Source organism: Jonquetella sp. BV3C21, from assembly GCF_000468895.1.
Classification (GTDB): domain Bacteria; phylum Synergistota; class Synergistia; order Synergistales; family Dethiosulfovibrionaceae; genus Jonquetella; species Jonquetella anthropi.
In genome coordinates this window covers 1-19,589 of sequence record NZ_AWWC01000003.1, presented here as the reverse complement: position 1 = coordinate 19,589, position 19,589 = coordinate 1, and the positions used below count along the sequence as shown (strand labels likewise).

Genomic DNA, 19,589 nt, shown 5'->3' with positions numbered 1-19,589 from the left:
AGGAGTCCTGATCATGAACCTTTCCGAACACCCGCTTCACCGGCTTTTCTGTCCCCGCCGCGTCGCCGTCGTCGGCGCGTCCGCCAACCTTGACAGCCTGACCGGCCGCACGATCAAGGTGATGAAACGATTTGGCTTTTCCGGCGACCTGTTCCCGGTCAACCCTAAGTACGACCAAGTCGGCGGGTACCAGTGCTATAAAAACCTAGCTGATATTCCCGGCTCAGCGGACGTGGCGGTGATCAGCGTCAAGGCGAACATCGTCCCGTCGGTGCTGGAGACCTGCATCGCCAAGAGCATTCCTAACGCGGTCATCTACTCGTCGGGCTTTGCCGAAACGGGCAACAAAAAACTGCAGGAACAGATTCTGTCGATCGCCCGAAGCGGCAAAATCCGCATTCTGGGGCCCAACTGCCAAGGGCTGCTCAACTTGGCCGAAAAGACGCCGCTCACCTTTACCGGCGCCCTGCTGGACGTGGATCCGCCCAAGGCCGGACACGTGGCGTTCGTCTCCCAGAGCGGCGCGTTCGGTTTCTCGTCGTTCGGCGTCGGACTCGATCACGGGGTGAACTACCGCTACGTGGTGACCACCGGCAACCAAGCGGACGTCGACGCGGTGGAGTGCGCCAGCTACGTCATCTGCGACCCGCAGGTGCGCCTCCTGATGATGTACCTTGAAGGCATTGGCGACGGCCAGCGGTTCCTCCAGATGGTCAAGGACGCCCGCGAGAGGAATATCGCCGTGGCCGTCCTGAAGGCCGGCCGGTCGCCGATCTCCCAGAAGGCGGCCCAGAGCCACACCGCCGCTCTGACCGGCGACGAAGCCGTATGGGACGCGATCTTCGACCAGTACGGCATCATTCCAATGGAAGACATGGACGACATCACCGGCATCGGCCAGATGTTCGGCGCCCGCCAGCGGGCGACCGGCGACCGGGTCGCCATTCTCACCACGTCCGGCGGCGCGGGCATCGTGATGGCCGACAGCCTGACGGACCTGAAAATTCAGGTCCCCGAGCTCTCGGCGGACACGCAGAAGAAGATGGCCGAGAACATCCCGTCGTTCGGCTCGCCCCGCAACCCGGTGGACATGACGATTCAGGTTTCCGAGACGCCGGAGAAGTTCCAGCAGGTCCTGAAAACGGCCATGGACGACCCGGACGTTCACATGGTCGTCACGGCCCTGTCGATGGTTATCGGCAAGGCCGGCGACGTGATGGCTGACGAGCTGATCCGCAACTATCAGACGGCGGAAAAGCCCCAAGCGGTAGTCTGGATGATCGACCAGGCCCACGGCGGCTCGTTCATTCAGCGGCTGAAGGACGCGGGCATCCCGATTTTCCAGAGCTTCCGCCAGTGCGCCCGCTCCCTTCGCGCGATGGTGAACTGGCACCAGCTGCGGGCACTCCCGAAGGACGAGCCGGTGACCGGGACGCCCATCCTGCAGAACTACCCGCCGCTGATGTCCGAGTACGACGCCAAGTGCCTTCTGAGCAAGTACGGCATTCCGGTGACCCGCGAAGCGCTCTGCACGAACATGGAGGAAGCGTTTGACGCTGCCGACGATATCGGCTTCCCTCTGGTGCTCAAGGGCATGTCGGGAAAGATCATGCACAAGACCGAAGCGGACGTCGTCCGGCTGGATATCAGGACGCTGGAAGAGCTTCGCCAGGACTTCAAAAAGATGCGGACCAACATGCAGGCCCAGGTCGCCGACGCCGATATTCAAGGGTTCTTGGTCGGCGAAATGGTCAAGGGCGGCATGGAGTGCATCGTCGGCATCAAGCGCGACCCGGTGTTCGGCCCCGTTGTGGCCGTCGGCTTGGGCGGCATTTACGTCGAGGTGCTGGGCGACGTTTCGCTGCGCCACGCGCCGGTCGACGAGGCCGAGGCGCTGCGGATGATTCAGGAGCTCAAGGGCTTCGGCTTCCTGTCCGGCGCCAGAGGACAGAAGCGCAAGGACACAGCTGCGCTCGCCCGAATCGTCAGCCAGGTGTCCAAGCTGGCCTGCGTGGAACCGGACCTTCTGGAACTGGATATCAACCCGGTGTTCGTCATGCCCGAAGGCCAAGGAGCCGTCGCGGCTGACGCGCTCATCGTCCGAAACGGTCAGTCCCATAACCATTGATTTTCGTCACAAAAAGAGCCGGCGCGCAAAAGCGCGCCGGCTCTTTTTTCGCTTTTAACGCGTTAATGCCCGGGCCACGTGGCGGACGAAGTCCTGGCTGTTGGTCACCAGCGACGTGGCGGTCAGAGTGCCCCGGTCGGACAGCTTGTTGACCGCGAACTCCTGAATATCCACCGTGTAGATGTACACCGGCCGGATCTTGCCGCCGAACCGGTTGTACGACGGCGTCATGTTGCCAGTCGCTACCGTGAAGAGGATCGTCGAGGCCATCACGACTGTTGAGCTCTTTCGGCTCAAAGCCCGCATGGCGTCCTGAGCCCTATAAACGTTATCGTACGTGCCGGGCAGGAGCAGCTTGTCCCGAATCGTCCCGGCCAAGACGTAGGGAACATGGCAGTCCACCAGCGCCTTAGTGATGCCGCCGGTGATGCCCGACGAGGCGAGAAACGCCTCGATCGAGCCGGCAGCCCGCACGTCGTTGACGACCTGGAACATGTTGTCCCGGGTGTTCTGCTCCCGGCGGAAGACCTTTTGTCCCCAGGTCGTGCCGCACCGCTCCCGCTCCAAGTCGAAGGCCACTAGCCCCTGCCCGGAGATGAGCCCGTTCACGAAGCCGGCCCGAATCAGACGCTCCAAGGCCTGTCGAGCCTCCCTGTCAAGGGCCAGCGACGTGCCGAGCACCCACGTGATGAAGCCGCCGTTCGCCTTCTCATGGCGCAGCACGTCGTACAGCCTGTCGTAGTCGATGGAGAACGCCGTCTCCCGCGACCGGCCGGAGCGGAACGCGAACCGGTCCGCCTCCCGGCCCTCCGGCTCCCTAAAACCGTCGGTGTAAAGGAATATGCCCTCGCTGCCGTCCTCGGTCCGGCCGAGGACGACCTTGTCGCCGGCCTTTAAGTTGCGGAACTCTACCACGTCAACTTTCTCATGCCCCGGCTCGTCCCGAACGACGGCCACCGTGTCCATGCGGCTCTCCTCCGCCAAGAACCACGAGCCGTTGACCTTGAAATACTCGGGGAAAATCGACATGGCGTGATATCCCCGCGGCGATATGCCGTCCCGCTCGACGACGCCGAGCGACGCGTTGGGAGCTTCGACAAATCGAGCTTCCGAAAAGTCAGGCGGCGTGTATATGGGTAGCTTCAGCATGATGCCGCCTCCCCGTTCGTCGGAGTCAGGGCCCGCCGGAGGTTCACCACGAAGTCCTGAACGTTGGTCACAAACGTCTCCACGGCGAGTCCCTCTCGGGCCGAGGCCACCTTGCCGTCCACGTTTTCAGTCACGTCTACGGCAGCAAAATAAACCGGCCGGACCCTGCCGTCCGCGTCCTTTCGGTACCCCGACGCCAAGTCGGCGGCAGCCACCGAGTGGAGCATGGTCGCCAAGCCGATGATCAGCCCGGCGCGGTCGGTCAGGCCTTTCATGGCGCGCAGGCTCTCGGTGACCCGGGCGTGAACCTCAGGGAGCGGCCCGTCGTCCCTGACCGAGCCGGCCAGCACGAACGGCACGTTCAGCTCCACCAGCGTCCGTATCAGGCCGTTTTTCACGTTTCCCTGAGCGATGAACCGGCTGATCGAGCCGGCCGAGCGGACGTCGTTCAGCAGATCCAGGTGGTTGTAGTGCCCCATCGGCGCCGACTTCTGGGTGTAGATGTCCTGTCCCAGAGCCGTGCCCAGATAGCCGCCCTCCAAGTCGTGAGTGGCCAGCGCGTTGCCCGCCAGCAGGCCGTTGATGTACCCGGCCTTCGCCAGAGCCGACAGGGCCTCCCGGGTGTCCGAGTCGAACACGACCGACGGCCCGAGGACCCAGACGATCGGTACGCCCTCGGACTTGATTTGGTTCATCAGCGCGGCAAGAAACGCGTAGTCGCCGCTGAGCGCCGACTCGACTGACAGCCCGGGCGTCCGCCACGCTTCCGGCCCAAATCCCTCTTTCCAGATGAGAATGCCCTCTTCGCCCCGGACGCTGTCGCCGGTCACGACCCGATCTCCGGCTTTGAGGTCGCAGACTTCCTTGACGACTACGCCGCCCCGGTCAACTACCGCCGCGGCGTCCTGAAAGCTCCTGTCCGGCATGACCCAGCGCCCTTCGACCAGATAATAGGTCGGCAGGTGACTGGTGAGGAAAAATCCCCGCGGCGCCACGCCGTCCCGAGGGGCCGGAGACGTTGCGGCCTCCGGCGCGCCGGCCAGAGCCCCGAAGTCCGGCAGACGGTATTCAGGATATCGAAACTCCATGTTCATGCTCCTCTCGCGCTCCTTGCCGTCTTGGTGAACAGACCGGATGTTTATCCACACGAACTTTCCGCCGCGTCCCCTAGAGACGCGCCAAAGCGGTCACAGCAGGGGTTGATTTATTCACATTATCCACAACAACTTCGTGTATAACATGAAAGAATTTGACTTTTTCCGGGCAAGATCGCCTCAATACGGCCTGAAACCCTTTTCGTCCTGTGGATAAGTTTTATTCTCGAACTGGTCTGTAACCTTTTTGTAACTGTCCCGCCGCTAACACAAAATCATGTAGAAAAAATGGGCTGCCACGCCGGCGCAGAGCCCGCCAACCGTGTGGCTGAAAATCGCCTTGCCGGTCAAGTTCGGCACGCCCAACGCGCTCATCATGGCGATATGAGTCGACAAGTACCCGCTCCAGCACATGCAGATCGCGGTGAAAACCGCCACGTCGTTGCCGGTCACAAGCCCCTCGACTGCCATGGTGGACACCACGCCAAGCGCGGCGCCGGCCGAGCCTAAAGCCGTGATCGGCACGGCGATCGCCTTGGCGGACGAGAAGCCAAACAGAGGCCGCAGGACGAACGACAGCTTGTCCCCCAGCCAGGGCAGGAACCGCACGCCCTCGTTGGCCGCGCCGGTGTAGACGCCGTCAGGCCCGGGGCCGTTGGTTAACAACAGCACCAAGCTGCAGATAACCAGCACGCCGGGTATGATGGCCATGCCCACGTCAATTCCCAGCCGTCCGCCGTCGAGCAGCGACTGAATCAGCCGACCGCCAGGCGTCCCGTCCCGAATCGTGCGCATGTTTTTCGGCACCGAGTCGGTGTACTTGGTCCGCACCGTCTCGTCCGTCCCGTAAACGGCCTTGGTGAAGTGAAGCATCAGCCGCACCGACACGACGCTGCCCACCACCGCTCCCAAGTTGCCCAACAAAGCACCCTTCACGGCTCCGGCCACAGGCAGACCCATCATGGCCGTCGTGACGATGAGCCCCATGCCGAACGACGTGCCGAGGTTCGTCAGAGCCGGGAGCTGATAGGTTTTGAAGTACTGACGGAAGTTGTCCTCGTAGGCCAGAGGCAGGATCGACGGGTTGTCCGACAGATAACAGTTCAAAATGCCGAGGGACGTCGCGCCCGGCAGGCCGTAAATCGGCATCATGATCCGGGAGAGAAGCCGGTTAATCAACGCGATGACTCCGAACTCGGAGAAGACGCCGGCCATCGCGCCAGCTAAAACGGCGATCGCCATGATGTAGAAACACACGTCGATCAGCAGCCGATGGCTTGAGTTCATCAGGGTCTGGACCATCCGGGTGCCGCCCATCCTGCTGCCGATGACGCCGAAGCACAGGGCGAAAAACGCCATAAACACGAACGTCTCGATGCCGAAATCCGGCTTCAGCCGGGGTTTCTTCTCCATAGCCAACGTCTCCTTCGCCCGGCAGTCCTCCGAGCGCGAAAATAAACTTCTCCCGCGTTTCAGTTTATATCTTATCACGGCCGGACGAGAGCCGGAAAGGCTTTCATCGCCGCGCCCAAATCTTTTTCGGCAAAGCCCCGACGGACCGTCCCGTTGTTATAATAAAGCTGTTTATCATACCAGCGCACTGCGGAGGAACTCTCATGAAACGACTGCTCGTTCTGTTCACCGGCGGGACCATTGCCAGCGGCCAAGGAGACGGCGGCAAGGCGCCGTCTAAAAAACGCGTTGACGAATTAAGCGTTCGACTGCACGAGGCTCTGGCCGGCCTGCCGGACGTGGAGCTCGTCACGGCCGCCCCGTGGGGAATCCCCGGCCTCGACAGCTCGTCGCTTCGGCCCAGCCATTGGATGGAGATGACCCGCCTGATCGCCGCCGAGCTGGAAACCGGCCTGTCGGGCGTCTTGGTCCTGCACGGCACCGACACGATGGCCAACACGGCCAGCTGGATGGACCTGTGCTTCGGCTCCCTGCCGATCCCAATGATCCTGACCGGCAGCCAGCTGACGCTGGACTACGTGCCGGAAGACGCGCTGGTCAACCTGAGAGGCGCCGCCCGAGCCTGCTGCTTTGCCCCGGGAGGCGTGTGGGTCTATTTCAACTGGAAACTCTTCCCCGGCCGGTCGGCCCACAAGAGAAACAGCATGAACCCTGACGCGTTCGTCTCTTTGGGCGAGCCACCGCTCCACTTTGAACCGGCATGGGGCCTGTCGGGCCAAGCAAGCGCCGGGAAGCGCACCCTGGCCGTCGGCTACCCCCGCGAGCTGGACCGGCTGTTCAACAACCCCCAGCGGCTGAACTTGGTGGGCGAACGGATCCGGCCGGTGCTCTGCCTGCCGGGCTGTCAGCCGGCATTTCTCGGGACGGAAGAGTTTTTGATTCTGGTCGGGTACGGCGCGGGGAACGCCGACCCGGCGGTGCTGCGCCAAGTGGCCGAAACGTACCGGGACTGCCAGGTCAAACCTCAGATCATCGCCTGCAGCCAAGCCGAAGAGGGGCGCAAGGAGCCCGACGGGTACGCCGACGTGGGCTTGGCCGGGCTGAAATCCGAAGGGTTCACCGTGTGGGGACAGCAGTCCTACTCGCTCGAATTTGTCCACGCGCTCTGCTGCTATGCCCTCGCCACCGGCCTTCCGCCTGGGCCGGTGCTCGGCCGGTTCCTCGCTCCCTGCTAAACGTCAAAAAGCCCGCCTTCGGCAATCGCCGAGGGCGGGCTCGTTTTTTTTCAGCTTTTCTCGCCGGCGTTAAGCCACAGGCCCAGCAGAATAAGAACCGTACATCCGATCTGAAGGAGCGTCACTGTCTCTCCGGCGACCAGCCAAGCGGTCAGCATGCCGATCACCGGCACGCAGCTGGCGAACGCCATCGTGGCCGACGCCCCGATGGTCACGGCGGAAATCTGCTGACAGCCATAGGCCAGACAGCTGCTGAAAACGCCTAAATACGCCACCGAAAGGACGCCCCGAAGGCTCAGGTGAGCCGGCAGGTGAAACCCCAGAACCGAGCCGATCAAGACCGCGCCGGTTAACCCGGAAAGCATCGTGTGGGTCAACGCGATGCCGGCAGGAGTCTGACGAACCTTCACCGCCGCCACGGCCATCAGGGCGGCGAGAAACACGCCGGTCAGCTCCCACAGGTCGCCGGCGTTGAAGGATATGTCCATCACCCGCCCCAGCTGTCCGCCGGTCAACAGGGTCATGACGCCGCCGACGGCCAGCAGGACGCCGACGATCCGCCGCAGGCTCAGCCTCTCACCCAAGAACAGGTGGGCCAAGAGAATAGTAACCACCGGCGACACGGCGTAAATGACCACCACGTTCGTCTTGCTGGTCAGGTTCAGCGCCCAGAAGTAGCAGAGGTTGTTCCCTGTCACGCCGGCCAGCCCCATGAAGATCAGCCAGAACCACTCGCCCGGCGCCGGGCGCAGCGTCCGATGCCGCCACAAGGAATAGCAAGCCGCGATCAGCCCGCCCAATGCCGTGCGGGCGATCAAAAGGACCACCGGGTCCAGCTCCTCCAGCGCCCAACTGGAGGGCATCACCATGACGCCCCAGATGACTGAGGCCAGCGTCATTGGGAGATACGGCTTAACCCGGGCTAACAGCGCTGTTTCGTTTTCCGTCGTACTCATACTGCCCTCCGCGCGTTCATCAAGAACTCCTCTTCTCCGCCCCACGGCTCAATCGCCGGGCCGGGACGCTGGGGCCTGCCAAGCAGCGGGTAGACCCAGTCGCCGACTTCAAGACAAAAGTCCGGCAGTTCGCCGACGGGCCCACCGAGGACGACCGACTGGACGCCGAAGAGCGACGCCAGCGACGCGATCGCGCAGGCAAGTCCCGTCATGGCCTCGCCCCAAATCGGAGCCAACCCGGACTCCTCCCGGTTTTCCCACAGGCTCGCCAAACTCTCCTCGCTTCCAAACCGCCGTTTGAGGGAACTCAGCGCCCACAGCCCGGCTAAATGCCGCCGGCCGCCGCAGGGACACGAACAGTCGGCCGGCACGGTCAGGTGAGCCAGCCTCACAGGTTGACCACCCGAAAGGCCGGGGCTGACGGCGCCGTCTACCTCTTCGCCCAAGAAGATGAACGCCCCCAGGCGAGTTAGACCGGCCGCGCCGATGAGACCGACTGGGCGAACCTGATCTTGGGCCCCCACAAGCTCAGGGACCCGCCCCTCAGCGGTCAGCCAACAAACAGGGCCCCGCAGAGAAACCTGACCTGCCGGAAAGGTCTGAAGCCCCTCTCTCCCGAGGGCGTAAGCCGTCAGGCCGTCAACGTGAACCGGGATCATTTTCAGCACAAAAGCTTCTGCCACTTGGTCCGGCCGCGGCAGAAAACCCGCCCCGACTCGTCCGTCAGCTCGTGGCAGAACTCGAGGCCGTCCCGCCCGCTCCGACAGACCAGCCGGCTCTGCCGGGTGACCTCGTGAAGGAACTCGATCGTCATTCCCACGAGGCCGCAGGAGGCGAAAACGTCGTCCGGCACGCCTTCGGTCATCCATGCGGCATAGCTCGTGTTGTTCACGTGTCCGTTCATGTCCAAGTCGCACAGCCGAACGTGAACTGGCTCTTCGCTGTCAATTCGGGAAAGCGGCGGCAGGTGCCCGCGAATGAGCCGAGCCGGCCGGCTCGAGTAGGTTATAAACTGTTCCGGCACGTGACGGCTCAGCCGAACCGGCCGCCGTCGGGCAACGTCCACCAGAATCCACGAGCTGACGGCCGTGCCGACGGTCTTTCCCTCCCCGTCCAGCAGGCAGAACTCCCGCACCGTAAAAAGGTCATCGACCGCCTTGTGCCACGTCTCCACGGTGATCGGGGCCTTGTCCATCAAGGGTCGGGCCAGCTCCACGTCGTACCGGTGCACCATCCACGACACGCCAAGTTTGAGCATGTCGGTCATCGTCAGATGCAAATCTTCTACCACCCGATCGGCTGCCATTTGGAGCACGTCCAGCAGGCACGGCGGCTTGATGGTCAGGGCCGGAGAAACCCACGCCCCTCGGACAGATGCCGAAACGCGGAATACCTTGTCGTCCACCACATCATCTCCCACCCGCCGCCCCGCGGCGGCTCAATTGGCTTTCGTCCATTATAGCGGTTCTCCTCCTTGGCAGAATCTGCCGATTTGATACAATGAAGCGGTACCGCGCTGTCTTCACTGGAGGAGGGGGTTTGAATCGACGATCTGACCATGCTGGCCCGCGAGCTTGCGGGCTGTTCGCGCTGCGGGCTCAGGGCCGGCGCGAAAGCGCCGGTGTTCGGTTCGGGCCCCCGAGAAAGCCGCGTCGTCCTCGTGGGAGAGGCCCCCGGCGCGGCGGAGGACGAATCGGGCATTCCGTTCGTCGGGGCGTCGGGCCGGCTGCTCTCCCAGCTTTTGGAGGAAAGCGGCCTTCGGCGCGACGAGCTGTTCATCACCAACGCGGTCAAGTGCCGACCGCCGGACAACCGCACCCCACAAAAGGACGAGCTTTCCTGCTGTCTGTGCTGGCTCCGCCGACAGCTTGAAATGATCCGCCCCGACGGCATTATCACCGTGGGCAACGTCCCGTCTCGGGCGCTGCTTGGGCGGCGGGAGGGCGTCACAGCCCTGCGGGGAAGGTTTTATTCGCTGGAAATCGGCGGCCGGACGGCCTGGGTCCGCCCCATTTTTCACCCCGCCTATCTGCTGCGCAACCGGACGCGGCGTCCAGGCTCGCCGATTCTGCTGACACTGGAGGACCTGAAGGACGTGGCCTGCCGCGTCAGCGCTCCAGCGCAATCGAAAGGAGATCTCTCATGAAGTCTTTTAAAAACGCGCTCACCGCTCGGAGGACACGATGAAATCGTTGCCCCAGATGGCTCAAGCCGCCGCCGCGCTGGCCCAAGCGAGAGGAACCGAACCGGCCCGTCAGGCGTTCCTCCTTGGAATTTTAGCCGGCGGTTACGTCGGCATCGCCGGACTTGCCATGCTTACCCTGACGGCCCGGCTGTCGGGCGTCCCCGGCGGCTTGGCTGGCCTGCTGTCCGGCCTTGTGTTCACCACAGGCCTCGTGCTGGTGGTCACGGCTGGCGGCGAGCTGTTCACGGGAAACTGTCTGATGCCGGTGGGACTTTTTACCGGCAGCTGCTCTTGGGGACAGATTCTGCGAAACTGGATCATCGTTTACCTTGGGAACCTCGTCGGCTCCCTCTTGGTCGTGGGACTGCTGGCCTTCAGCGGCCTGCTGGGCGGTGACGGCGCCGTCGCCGAGCGTGCCAGAGCCGTGGCCGCCGCAAAGATGGCCCTGCCGTTCGGCGCCGCGTTCGTCCGAGGCATTTTGTGCAACTGGCTCGTCACGTTGGCCGTGTGGGTCACCTTGGCCGCCGACTCTATTTCCGACAAAGTCGCCGGAGTCCTTTTCCCCATCACAGCCTTCGTGCTGTCCGGCTACGAACACTGCGTGGCCAACATGTTTTTCCTGCCGGCCGGAATTTTGGCCGGCTCCTCGGGCCAGCTGGAGGCCCTGCCTTGGTCCGGCCTGTCCAGCAACTTAATTCCTGTCACGCTGGGCAACGCCGTCGGCGGTGCCGTTCTCGTCGCCGTCTTTTACTCTGTCGCCCTCGGAGTGACAAAGGAAAAACAGTAGGAGGCGATCCCCCATGAACGAGACGATCCAAGCGATTCTGAGCCGCCGGTCGATTCGCAAGTTCACGTCCGAACCGATCAAGCCGGAGGATTTAAAGCTGATACTGGCCGCGGCGCTGTCCGGGCCGAGCGCGTGCAACTTCAGGCCCGTCCATCTGGTCGTCATGGACGATCGAGCCGTTATCGACCAGTTCGCCGAGATCCATAAGTTCGCCGGCATGGCCAAGGGGGCGCCTCTGGTGATCGCCGTCTGCGCCGAGACGAATCTGTCGACCATTTCGAGCCACTACTGGCGGGACGACGCCGCGGCAGCGATGGAAAACCTCCTGTTGGCCGCCCACTCGTTAGGGTACGGGGCGGTCTGGTGCGGCGGCATCATTCACTGTTCGGACCACGAGGAACGGCACGAGGGGATCCGTCGCCTGCTCGGCCTGCCTGAGACGGTTTCGCCGCTGGGATACGCGGTCATCGGCCGACCGGCGGAGAAGCACCCGTCCTACCCGGAAACTGGCGACGCGGAAAAGGTTCATCACAACGTCTGGTAGACGCAAAGACACCTGCTTTCTTCCCGAAAGCCGGTGTCTTTATTTTTGTTCATTCCCCCCGAATCGCTTCTCAAACGTCGCTCGAAGGCGGGCCAGGGCAAGAGCCACGTTCTTATTGGAAAATTTCTCGGCGTTTTCCTCAAAGTACTGGGTCACAGTTTTCGCGTCCGGGTTGATCGCCCGTCCTCTCGGCTCCTGAGGCCTTGAAACCCGCCGGGACAGCTGACGGACCACCACCGTCCGAATCCCCGGGAACGCCTGTCCCCATCGCTTTTCAATCGCCTTGAGGATTGACCGGCTCGACATGGCAATCAGCTGAGCCGCGGCCGGTGAGACGCACTCGACGACCAAGCCGGTTCGGTCAAAGCTGACTGGCTTGGTTTTTCCGGCCAGCTGAGGACTGACGACCTGATCCCATTCCTTTTCAATTTTCATCAGCCGAAGAGCGACTTGAAAGGCCGGCGGCATGTACTTGGCAAGAAGAGTGCCTAACGACAGCGGTTCAGGGCTTGGCATGGCCGGCAACTCCAGATCGAAGAATCATAGCCAAGTGCTGAAGGTCCGCCGGCGTCACCCCCGAGATCCGGCTCGCCTGACCCAGCGTCCGGGGCCGAACCCGTTCCAGCTTTTCAACGCTCTCGGACAGCGCGCCGTTCAGGAGCTTAAAGTCAAAGTCCTGCGGAATTTCCAGTCCTTCCAAGCGGAGCATCGACTGGGCGGCCAGCTCTTGGCGCTTCACGTACCCTTCGTACTTCACCCGCACGGCTACCGCGTCCGCCTCGTCCCCGGTCAGTTCTCCCGCGCCGACGGCAGCCAACGCCTGATAGGTGACTTCCGGCCGGCGCAAAAGGGCGGCGGCTGTCATGCCCTGACCCGTCGGGCGCGACTGGCAGGCCGTCAACACGCCGTCGACCTGCTGAGCCGTGAGCTTGAGCGAACCCAGCCTGTCGAACTCCCTGTCCTCCCGGTCCCACCGGTGGCGCAGCTCGTCCCACTTGGACTGGGAGACCAAGCCGAGGGCCGCGCCCTTGGCGGCCAAACGCCGGTCCGCGTTGTCATGCCGAAGCAGAAGCCGGTACTCGCACCGGCTCGTCAACATTCGGTAGGGTTCGTCGGTTCCCTTCGTCACCAAGTCGTCCACTAAAACGCCGAGGTAGGCTTCGTGACGGCCAAGCACCAACGGTTCCTCTCCTCTCAGGCTTAAAACGGCGTTGATACCCGCTAAAAGCCCCTGAGCAGCCGCCTCTTCGTACCCCGACGTCCCGTTGATCTGACCGGCGCAGAAGAGCCCGGGAACTTCCTTTCGCTCCAGCCACGGCGTCAGACCCAGCGGGTTTAGGGCGTCGTACTCGATAGCGTACCCAGGCTTTAAGATCTTCGCCCTGCCGCAGCCCGGCAGGCTGTGAACCATCGGCCACTGGACGGACGCCGGCAGGCTGGTGGAAAAGTTTTGCACGTAAATTTCCTTCCCCAGCCGGTCAACCGGCTCGAGGAACAGCGGGTGGCTGTCCTTATTCGGAAAGGCGATGACTTTTGATTCAATCGAAGGACAGTACCTCGGGCCGACGCCGGTAATCACCCGTTGGACGATCGGCGACTCGTCCAAGTGGTCCGTCACGATGCGGTGAGTCTCCTTGTTGGTTCTCAGCACAGCGCAGAACGCCTCTTTGTGAACGGCAGGCGTTCCCCAAAAATCAAAACACTCCGGCGTGTCTTCCCCTTCCTGCCGTTCCAGAACCGACCAGTCGATCGAATCGGCGTGAAGCCGCGGTGGCGTCCCGGTCTTCAGGCGAAAAGTCGGCAGTCCCATCTTAGCCAGCTCGTCGGCCAGCCTGACGCTCGCCTGCTGTCCCACGGGGCCGGACGGGTAATTCACCAAACCGACGTGAATCAGCCCCCGTAGGTGCGTTCCAGTGGTCAGAATTACCCGTTTCGCCGGGATCTCCAAGCCAAAACGAGTTCTGACGCCTAAAACGGCCCAATCGTCATAGATCAGGCCCGTCACTTCATCTTGGAGCAGTTCAAGTCCCGGCGTTTCAGTCAGCCGGGCGAAGTAATACCTGCCGTAGTCGTTCAGGTCGCACTGACACCGAAGCGCGCGAACCGCCGCGCCTTTCGACGTGTTGAGCCATCGGGTCATAATAGCCGACGCGTCGGCCGCCCGAGCCTGTTCGCCCCCCAGAGCCGAAATCTCCCGGACCAAGTGGCCTTTTGCCGGGCCGCCGATCGACGGGTTGCAGGGCATAAAAGCCACGCGGCTTAGATCCTGAGCGACGAGAAGAACGGAGGCGCCCATCCGAGCGGCGGCTAACGCCGCCTCACAGCCCGCATGACCTCCTCCGACGACAACGACGTCAAAACCGCCCAACGGCTGAGTTATTCTCTCCAAGAGCCCCGCCTACCACATGTAACGGCGCCGGTCCGTGTAGGTCAGCACCGTGGTGTAATTCGACTCCGACCGGTTGTCCGCCGTCAGCTCGATCATCTGGTCCTCGTCCTTCCACTGACGGGCTTCGCCGTGACTGGTGGTGATCGTCTTCGGACTGCCGTATTTATCCGTCAACAGCTTGCTCAGCTCAAAGTAGTTTCCCTTCTGACCTGAACCGGCCTGAATTTCCGGACGCTTGAAGCTCATCTGAACCCTCCACAGTCCCCGATCGTTCGTAAAGAGCTGAGCAAAGCAAGAGCGCCCGAAAAACTCTCCCTGATACAGCGACGTGACCCCAATTCGATACGCGAACGTGTCAAACACGAGCGAGGCGCCGTTCTCCTTCATCTGAGCGGCGCTCTCTTCCGCCTTCTGACCAAATTTCAGCCCCCACGGGCCAAAGATCGCCCTGTCGGCTCCCCAGCACGAGCCGCAGGCCAAGCACGCGGCAACGATCACTCCCACAGCAAGCCGTCTGTTCATCTTCCGCTCTCCCTTCAGCTTTTCAACAGAACTTCAGCTCAGAGCTTTTCAGCGCTCCCCTGCCTCATGACGAACCGATCGCCAGGCCAGTCCAGCGACTGGGGCTCGGCGGTCGCGGCGAAGACCTGACAGCCGCTTTGCCCTAACGCTTGAACGACCTTCTGACGTCCCAACTCGTCTAACTCGGACGCCACCTCGTCGATCAAAAGAATCGGCGAACGGCCGAGCTGGGACTTGACCGCTCCTCCTGCAGCTAAAATCAGCGCCAATGCGGCCCGACGGCGCTGACCTCGGCTGAAATAATCAATTGCCCGTCGCTCGGAAACCGTCAGAGTCAAATCGTCCCTGTGAGGCCCTACAAGCGGCAGGCCGCTCTTTCTCTCCGCCGGTCCAAGACGCTCCAACCCGGCGGCAAAATCCTCTTCCGGGTCAAAACACGCCCCGCCGCCGCCCCGGTGCAGTCCAATCTGAACCGGACAGGAAAGCAAGTCCGCCTGAGCGTCAAGTTCTCTCTGCAGGGCGCCGACAAATTCTTCCCGCTTCAGCCACAGCCACCCGGCCAATGGCTTCATGATCCGGTCAGCTACGTCGCCAGGTTTCCCCAAACGCAACAAGTACCGCTTGTGCCTCACGAGCCGCCGCCAGTCGGACAGCCGGCGGGCATAAAGAGGATACAAAAGCGCCGTCCCAACGTCGAGAAAACGCCGCCGAACAACCGGCCCTCCCTCAATGAGGGCCATATGGGCCGGCAGAAAAGAAAGACAGGGGGCGAACAACCTGACGTCGGTCCAAGTAGCCCGGTCGCCGTCGAGACGAAGAGACGGCCGGGAAGCGCAAAGTACCTGAACCGTCCCGCCCGACTCGCCGTCAAACGACCCGACCAGCTCAAACGCGCCGTTTTCCTCCCAGCAGGTCAGTTCGCTCCATCGACCTGCGGAAAACGGCCCCCAGCCGCACAAACAGTTCAGAGCTTCGAGGAAATTCGTCTTTCCCGACCCGTTTTCCCCAGTAATCAGGTTCATCTCCGAACTGAACGAAACTTTCTGAGCGGCCAAGTTCCTGAATCGGCGGGTCCTCAATCCGACGACCCGCATTCAAGCTAGTCCTCGTATTCGCTCTGCTGCAAGTTGACGGGCATGAGCATGTACAGGAACGTATCGCTACCGGGACGCATCATGTTCATCTGCCCGTTGCTCCCGTTGAACGTCATGTACACCTCGTCGCCGTGAAACGCCCTGAGACCGTCCAACATGTAATTGGCGTTAAAGGCGGCCTTCAAAGACTCTCCGGTGATCATGCCGCTCAAGTGCTCGCAAGCTTTGCCCACCTCTGGCGATCGACCGACCAAGGTCATTTCGCCGGACGGCGACAGAGTAACCACCACGAGGTGATTGTTCTCCCGAACGAGCAGATCAACCCGTTCAAGAGCTCCAATGAACAGCCCCCGATTCACCGTCAGGGTGGACGTGAAGTCCTTTCTCAGGACCTTTTCATAGTTGGGGAAACTTGATTCAATTCGGCGAACCGAGTATTCCAGCCCAGGCAGACAGAAGTGAACTAACGCCTGATCGGTAAAGACCCGGACCGTCGCGTCCGATTCGACCGACTGAAGGAACCGCTGAAACTCCTTCATCGGCGCTAACGGCACGAGGACAGAGCCGTCCGTCCCGCTCTCGCACAGACACTTAGAGAGGGAAAGGCGACGGCCGTCGGTGGAAACGGCGCGAAGTTCCCCTTTCTGGCACTGGAGCTGACAGGCTCCGATGTAACGGGGAAATTCCTCAGAAACACTGCCGGCTACAATTCCCTCGTCCAGCACTCGAATCAGCTCGCCGGACGGCACGAGGGCAAAAGGTTCATCGGACGACGGACGGGGCATATCAGGGAACAGGTCGGTCGGAAACACCGCCACGTCGTACTGGTTTTTCCCTGCCACCAACATTCCGCGCTCTTGGGTGACCGACAGCTCGACGACTTCGCTGTCAATTTTTTTGAGAAGCTCACCAATCACTCGGACGGGAAGGAGGGCTGCCCCTTCTTCAACGACCTGAACCCCTTCGGCCGCCACGGAAATGGACGTTTTCAGATCCGTTGCCTCAAGAAAAGTCCCATCTTGGCCGCAGCGAATATGAACGCTGTACAAAGAAGTCTGAGGAACGCGGGAGTTCGTCGTCCGTTCGGCCATCTGCCATGCTTTAAGAAATTGGAGCCGGTTTAATTGAAGTTTCACAGGGATAACCTCTCTTTCTCTTCTTGTTCTTCTTTTAGAGAATGAAAAACCTAGTATTAGTCGTATTAGGCTCTGTGGGAACTGCGAATATCGTCATCGAGGCCTTGATAGAAGTGACTTTTTCTCCTGTGGAAGGCTCATGGAAATTCTGTGGACGGAGAACCACATATTCGCACCGGTTTGAGAAATTCCCCGAGAGGGATGACTTATTCGCCAGTTCATTCGCCGGTTTTCACAGTTTTTTTTCTATGTTTTCCACAAGGGCTTTCACGCGCAGGTTTTCCATTAACAGGGACGAAATTTTCCTGTGAGCGTGGAGAACCGTCGTGTGGTCTTTTTTCCTAAAGGCCGTGCTGATTTGCTGAAGACTGCACTCGGTGTGAGTTCGGCAGAGGAACATGGCAATCTGGCGAGAAAGGGCGATGTCATTGGTCCTCTTTCGGCTCACGAGGTCTTCGACCGTAAAGCCGCACTCCTCAGCGACGATCTGCTGAATCGTCTCAATCGTGATGACTCCCCGCCGCCTGGAACCGATCATGTCCTTGAGCCACTCGACGGCCCGTTCAACAGTGATCTGTTCGCTGCTCAGCTCGGCGCAGGCGATGACCCGGTTCAAAGACCCTTCAAGCTCTCGGATATTGCTTGGGATATTTTGAGCCAAGTACGCGGCAACCTCGTCGGGCAGCGGGTAGTTTCGGGATTCGGCTTTCTTCTTTAAGATGGCGATCCGCGTCTCGTAATCGGGCTGCTGAATGTCGGTGACGAGCCCCCACTCGAACCGGCTGACGAGCCGCTCTTCGATGTCACTGATCTCCTTCGGCGGCCGGTCGGAACTCAGGACGATCTGTTTTTTGTTGTCGTGCAGCGTGTTGAACGTGTGGAAGAACTCTTCCTGAGTGCTTTCCTTGCCGGCGATAAACTGAATGTCGTCGATCAGCAACAGATCCATGTGGCGATACTTGGACCTGAACTCGGCCGTCTTGTTGTTCTTGATGGCTGTGATCAGCTCGTTGGTGAATTTTTCTGAGCTCACGTAGGTAACCCGCAGCCGCGGATTCTGGGCTAAAGCGTGGTGGCCGATCGCGTGCATTAGGTGCGTTTTCCCCAGTCCGACGCCGCCCCAGATGAAAAGAGGACTGTACGCCGAGCCGGGATTGTCGGCCACGGCAAGGCTCGCGGCGTGGGCCAGCCGGTTTGACCGGCCGACGACGAACGACGAAAACTTGTAGTTTGGATTCAGTCCAGTGGGCGACGGGTTTTTCGGCTCGGCAACCCGTTGGGGCTGTTCGGGTTTGCCGGAAGAAGAGTCTTTTTCCTGCGGAACGGTCAGACAAATGGACTGGCCGAGTCCCGCCCGGGACATAAGCTCTTCCAGTGTTTTTAGGTACCGGTTGCGGATCGTGTTTTCGATAAAGACGTTCGCTGCGTCAACGGTCAAAGTGTCGTCGACGTACGACAAAGGAACGCAGCTTTTCAGCCACGTTTCCACCGTGCCGGCAGGAAGCAGCGGCTCGGCGAGGGCGAGCAAATTTTCCCAGAGGTCCTTCAGTTCTTGATCTGACACACCATTCACCTCTCTGGCTTCTTGACGATGATCGCTTATATCATACCGTAAAGGGAGTTCGTTGGGGAGTTATCCACAAAAGAGGGAGTATTTTTCGTTTAAGTGAAACTTTTGACAGTTTTTCTGCAGGACGATATGATAAATCTGCATAGAAAAAAATAACGACATAAGATTATGAATTAAAGGTCGTGATGCATCGTGGGGATATACCTGAACAACGGCGCGACGAGTTGGCCGAAACCGAAAGAAGTCTGCGAGGCAATTTCTCAGTTCATATCGTTGGGCGGGGCAAATTTGGGAAGAGGGAGCGCGTCGTCTCGGGACATGAAGACGGCGTCGTCTGTGTTGGAGTGTCGGGAAACGCTGGTTTCGTTCTTTAACGGCCACTCACATCGGCTGCCGACGCTTGTGACGTTCACAGCGAATATCACCGAGTCGCTGAACACGGTCCTGAACGGCTTGTTGGAGCCGGGCTGCCGGGTCGTCACCACGTCGATGGAACACAACGCGGTGATCCGTCCGCTCTGTTCCCTTCGCGAGAAGGGCGTCCAGGTGGACGTCGTTGAATGCGACTCTGAAGGTCGGCTCGACTTGGACGACCTGAAAAAGGAATTGGATAAGAAGAAAACCGACTTGGTCGTGATGAGTCACGCCAGCAACATCTGCGGCACGGTTCAGGACTTGAAGGGCGTCGCTGAGATTTGCAGGCAGAGGGGAATTAACTTGGTAGCCGACACGGCTCAGACTGCCGGGCACATAGCGCTTGACGCGACGGAATTAGGGTTGGCAGCTCTTTGCTTTACCGGCCATAAGGGCCTTTTAGGCCCTCAGGGCATCGGCGGGATTATTTGGAGGGGCGACATCGCACAACGCTGCCGTCCGATGATTCGCGGCGGGACAGGCAGCTTTTCCGACCAAGAGGTCCAGCCGTCGGTCATGCCGGATAAGTTCGAGTCCGGGACGCTGAATCTGCCGGGCATCGCCGGACTGAACGCGGCGGTCCAGTGGATCCAGTCCGAGACGGTTCAAAAAATTGCGGCCCAAGAAAGGGCCGTTGGCGGACGGATGCTCGACGGGCTTCTGGCCCTTCCTGGGGTTCACCTGTACGGCCGGCAGGGAATGGAAGGCCGCGTCTCGGTGTTCTTGTTGAACTTCGACGGGGTGGACAACGCCGAGTTGGCTGCCGAGCTCTCCGAGCACGGAATTGAAACTCGTCCGGGGCTTCACTGCTCGCCGTGGGGACACAGGACGCTGGGGACGTTTCCGGCTGGCGGCCTGAGGCTGAGTCCGGGGTACTTCACGACTGCCGAAGAGGTCGATCAGGCTTTGGAGATCATCGGCCGCTGTGCGGCGAAGTTAAAGCGATAAAAAAGCGGCCTCCTACGATAAGTAC

General features: G+C 61.0%; 18 protein-coding genes. 6 read left to right on the top strand and 12 right to left on the bottom strand.

Annotation, left to right across the window (positions count from 1 at the left end; genetic code table 11):
* Nucleotides 1-13: 13 nt before the first annotated feature.
* Nucleotides 14-2,128: an acetate--CoA ligase family protein gene (locus HMPREF1249_RS00495; protein ID WP_021775651.1), complete on the top strand. Its 2,115-nt coding sequence runs from the start codon at nt 14-16 to the stop codon at nt 2,126-2,128.
* Between the two features lie 54 nt (nt 2,129-2,182).
* Here the strand turns inward: HMPREF1249_RS00495 and HMPREF1249_RS00490 are convergent, their stop codons facing one another.
* The 3 genes from HMPREF1249_RS00490 to HMPREF1249_RS00480 all read right to left on the bottom strand — a co-directional run bounded on the left by HMPREF1249_RS00490 (nt 2,183) and on the right by HMPREF1249_RS00480 (nt 5,784).
* Nucleotides 2,183-3,277 carry an ornithine cyclodeaminase family domain gene (locus HMPREF1249_RS00490; RefSeq protein ID WP_021775660.1) on the bottom strand — a complete coding sequence of 365 codons (1,095 nt, stop codon included), beginning with the start codon at nt 3,275-3,277 and terminating at the stop codon, nt 2,183-2,185.
* On the bottom strand, nt 3,271-4,365 hold the full coding sequence (locus HMPREF1249_RS00485) for an ornithine cyclodeaminase family domain (protein ID WP_021775656.1): 1,095 nt from the start codon (nt 4,363-4,365) through the stop codon (nt 3,271-3,273). The genes HMPREF1249_RS00490 and HMPREF1249_RS00485 overlap by 7 nt, the downstream gene beginning before the upstream one ends.
* Before the next feature lie 270 nt (nt 4,366-4,635).
* The gene (locus tag HMPREF1249_RS00480; protein ID WP_008519899.1) at nt 4,636-5,784 is read right to left on the bottom strand and encodes a CD0519/CD1768 family membrane protein; all 1,149 of its coding nucleotides are present in this window, start codon (nt 5,782-5,784) and stop codon (nt 4,636-4,638) included.
* 203 nt (nt 5,785-5,987) lie between these two features.
* On the opposite strand from HMPREF1249_RS00480, the gene HMPREF1249_RS00475 reads away from it, so the two are divergent.
* Nucleotides 5,988-7,019 carry an asparaginase gene (locus tag HMPREF1249_RS00475; RefSeq protein WP_008522256.1) on the top strand — a complete coding sequence of 344 codons (1,032 nt, stop codon included), beginning with the start codon at nt 5,988-5,990 and terminating at the stop codon, nt 7,017-7,019.
* A gap of 50 nt (nt 7,020-7,069) precedes the next feature.
* Here HMPREF1249_RS00475 and HMPREF1249_RS00470 read toward each other — a convergent pair whose 3' ends face one another.
* From HMPREF1249_RS00470 to HMPREF1249_RS00460, 3 genes are read right to left on the bottom strand one after another with little or no spacing between them, the layout of a single operon-like run.
* Nucleotides 7,070-7,975 carry a DMT family transporter gene (locus HMPREF1249_RS00470; RefSeq protein ID WP_008522255.1) on the bottom strand — a complete coding sequence of 302 codons (906 nt, stop codon included), beginning with the start codon at nt 7,973-7,975 and terminating at the stop codon, nt 7,070-7,072.
* The gene (locus HMPREF1249_RS00465) at nt 7,972-8,634 is read right to left on the bottom strand and encodes a hypothetical protein (protein WP_008522254.1); all 663 of its coding nucleotides are present in this window, start codon (nt 8,632-8,634) and stop codon (nt 7,972-7,974) included. Before HMPREF1249_RS00465 ends, HMPREF1249_RS00470 begins: the two co-directional genes overlap by 4 nt.
* A gap of 2 nt (nt 8,635-8,636) precedes the next feature.
* Nucleotides 8,637-9,380 (bottom strand): acyl-[acyl-carrier-protein] thioesterase, encoded by a 744-nt coding sequence (locus HMPREF1249_RS00460; protein ID WP_155801273.1) that lies wholly within the window; start codon nt 9,378-9,380, stop codon nt 8,637-8,639.
* A 153-nt stretch (nt 9,381-9,533) separates the two neighbouring features.
* On the opposite strand from HMPREF1249_RS00460, the gene HMPREF1249_RS00455 reads away from it, so the two are divergent.
* Genes HMPREF1249_RS00455 through HMPREF1249_RS00445 form a run of 3 tightly spaced genes read left to right on the top strand, consistent with a single transcriptional unit; the run spans nt 9,534 to nt 11,491 of the window.
* Complete coding sequence (locus tag HMPREF1249_RS00455; RefSeq protein ID WP_008522252.1) at nt 9,534-10,121, top strand: uracil-DNA glycosylase; 588 nt, start codon at nt 9,534-9,536, stop codon at nt 10,119-10,121.
* 37 nt (nt 10,122-10,158) lie between these two features.
* Nucleotides 10,159-10,947, top strand: coding sequence for a formate/nitrite transporter family protein (locus HMPREF1249_RS00450; RefSeq protein WP_008522251.1), 789 nt, complete (start codon nt 10,159-10,161; stop codon nt 10,945-10,947).
* Between the two features lie 13 nt (nt 10,948-10,960).
* Nucleotides 10,961-11,491: a nitroreductase family protein gene (locus tag HMPREF1249_RS00445; protein ID WP_008522250.1), complete on the top strand. Its 531-nt coding sequence runs from the start codon at nt 10,961-10,963 to the stop codon at nt 11,489-11,491.
* A 39-nt stretch (nt 11,492-11,530) separates the two neighbouring features.
* Here the strand turns inward: HMPREF1249_RS00445 and HMPREF1249_RS00440 are convergent, their stop codons facing one another.
* The 6 genes from HMPREF1249_RS00440 to dnaA all read right to left on the bottom strand — a co-directional run bounded on the left by HMPREF1249_RS00440 (nt 11,531) and on the right by dnaA (nt 18,196).
* On the bottom strand, nt 11,531-12,007 hold the full coding sequence (locus HMPREF1249_RS00440) for a DUF721 domain-containing protein (RefSeq protein ID WP_008519881.1): 477 nt from the start codon (nt 12,005-12,007) through the stop codon (nt 11,531-11,533).
* Nucleotides 11,994-13,880, bottom strand: coding sequence for a tRNA uridine-5-carboxymethylaminomethyl(34) synthesis enzyme MnmG (gene mnmG / locus HMPREF1249_RS00435; RefSeq protein ID WP_008522249.1), 1,887 nt, complete (start codon nt 13,878-13,880; stop codon nt 11,994-11,996). Before mnmG ends, HMPREF1249_RS00440 begins: the two co-directional genes overlap by 14 nt.
* A gap of 9 nt (nt 13,881-13,889) precedes the next feature.
* A complete protein-coding gene (locus HMPREF1249_RS00430) occupies nt 13,890-14,402 on the bottom strand; it encodes a hypothetical protein (RefSeq protein ID WP_008519878.1) in 513 nt (170 codons plus the stop codon).
* Between the two features lie 38 nt (nt 14,403-14,440).
* Nucleotides 14,441-15,496 carry a DNA replication/repair protein RecF gene (recF, locus tag HMPREF1249_RS00425; RefSeq protein WP_008519875.1) on the bottom strand — a complete coding sequence of 352 codons (1,056 nt, stop codon included), beginning with the start codon at nt 15,494-15,496 and terminating at the stop codon, nt 14,441-14,443.
* A gap of 5 nt (nt 15,497-15,501) precedes the next feature.
* Complete coding sequence (gene dnaN / locus HMPREF1249_RS00420; protein WP_008522246.1) at nt 15,502-16,632, bottom strand: DNA polymerase III subunit beta; 1,131 nt, start codon at nt 16,630-16,632, stop codon at nt 15,502-15,504.
* 232 nt (nt 16,633-16,864) lie between these two features.
* Complete coding sequence (gene dnaA, locus HMPREF1249_RS00415; protein WP_008522245.1) at nt 16,865-18,196, bottom strand: chromosomal replication initiator protein DnaA; 1,332 nt, start codon at nt 18,194-18,196, stop codon at nt 16,865-16,867.
* Nucleotides 18,197-18,394: 198 nt separating this feature from the next.
* Between dnaA and HMPREF1249_RS00410 the strand changes: the two genes are divergently transcribed.
* Nucleotides 18,395-19,564 carry an aminotransferase class V-fold PLP-dependent enzyme gene (locus tag HMPREF1249_RS00410; RefSeq protein ID WP_021775655.1) on the top strand — a complete coding sequence of 390 codons (1,170 nt, stop codon included), beginning with the start codon at nt 18,395-18,397 and terminating at the stop codon, nt 19,562-19,564.
* The last annotated feature ends 25 nt before the right edge of the window (nt 19,565-19,589 follow it).

Bases quoted from the DNA above. Each gene is read 5' to 3' on its own strand.
- recF (WP_008519875.1), bottom strand. From the start codon at position 15,496: ATGCGGGTCGTCGGATTGAGGACCCGCCGATTCAGGAACTTGGCCGCT.
- HMPREF1249_RS00475 (WP_008522256.1), top strand. From the start codon at position 5,988: ATGAAACGACTGCTCGTTCTGTTCACCGGCGGGACCATTGCCAGCGGC.
- HMPREF1249_RS00445 (WP_008522250.1), top strand. From the start codon at position 10,961: ATGAACGAGACGATCCAAGCGATTCTGAGCCGCCGGTCGATTCGCAAG.
- HMPREF1249_RS00470 (WP_008522255.1), bottom strand. From the start codon at position 7,975: ATGAGTACGACGGAAAACGAAACAGCGCTGTTAGCCCGGGTTAAGCCG.
- HMPREF1249_RS00450 (WP_008522251.1), top strand. From the start codon at position 10,159: ATGAAATCGTTGCCCCAGATGGCTCAAGCCGCCGCCGCGCTGGCCCAA.
- HMPREF1249_RS00430 (WP_008519878.1), bottom strand. From the start codon at position 14,402: ATGAACAGACGGCTTGCTGTGGGAGTGATCGTTGCCGCGTGCTTGGCC.
- HMPREF1249_RS00455 (WP_008522252.1), top strand. From the start codon at position 9,534: ATGCTGGCCCGCGAGCTTGCGGGCTGTTCGCGCTGCGGGCTCAGGGCC.
- HMPREF1249_RS00485 (WP_021775656.1), bottom strand. From the start codon at position 4,365: ATGGAGTTTCGATATCCTGAATACCGTCTGCCGGACTTCGGGGCTCTG.
- HMPREF1249_RS00495 (WP_021775651.1), top strand. From the start codon at position 14: ATGAACCTTTCCGAACACCCGCTTCACCGGCTTTTCTGTCCCCGCCGC.
- HMPREF1249_RS00440 (WP_008519881.1), bottom strand. From the start codon at position 12,007: ATGCCAAGCCCTGAACCGCTGTCGTTAGGCACTCTTCTTGCCAAGTAC.
- HMPREF1249_RS00490 (WP_021775660.1), bottom strand. From the start codon at position 3,277: ATGCTGAAGCTACCCATATACACGCCGCCTGACTTTTCGGAAGCTCGA.
- HMPREF1249_RS00480 (WP_008519899.1), bottom strand. From the start codon at position 5,784: ATGGAGAAGAAACCCCGGCTGAAGCCGGATTTCGGCATCGAGACGTTC.
- HMPREF1249_RS00465 (WP_008522254.1), bottom strand. From the start codon at position 8,634: ATGATCCCGGTTCACGTTGACGGCCTGACGGCTTACGCCCTCGGGAGA.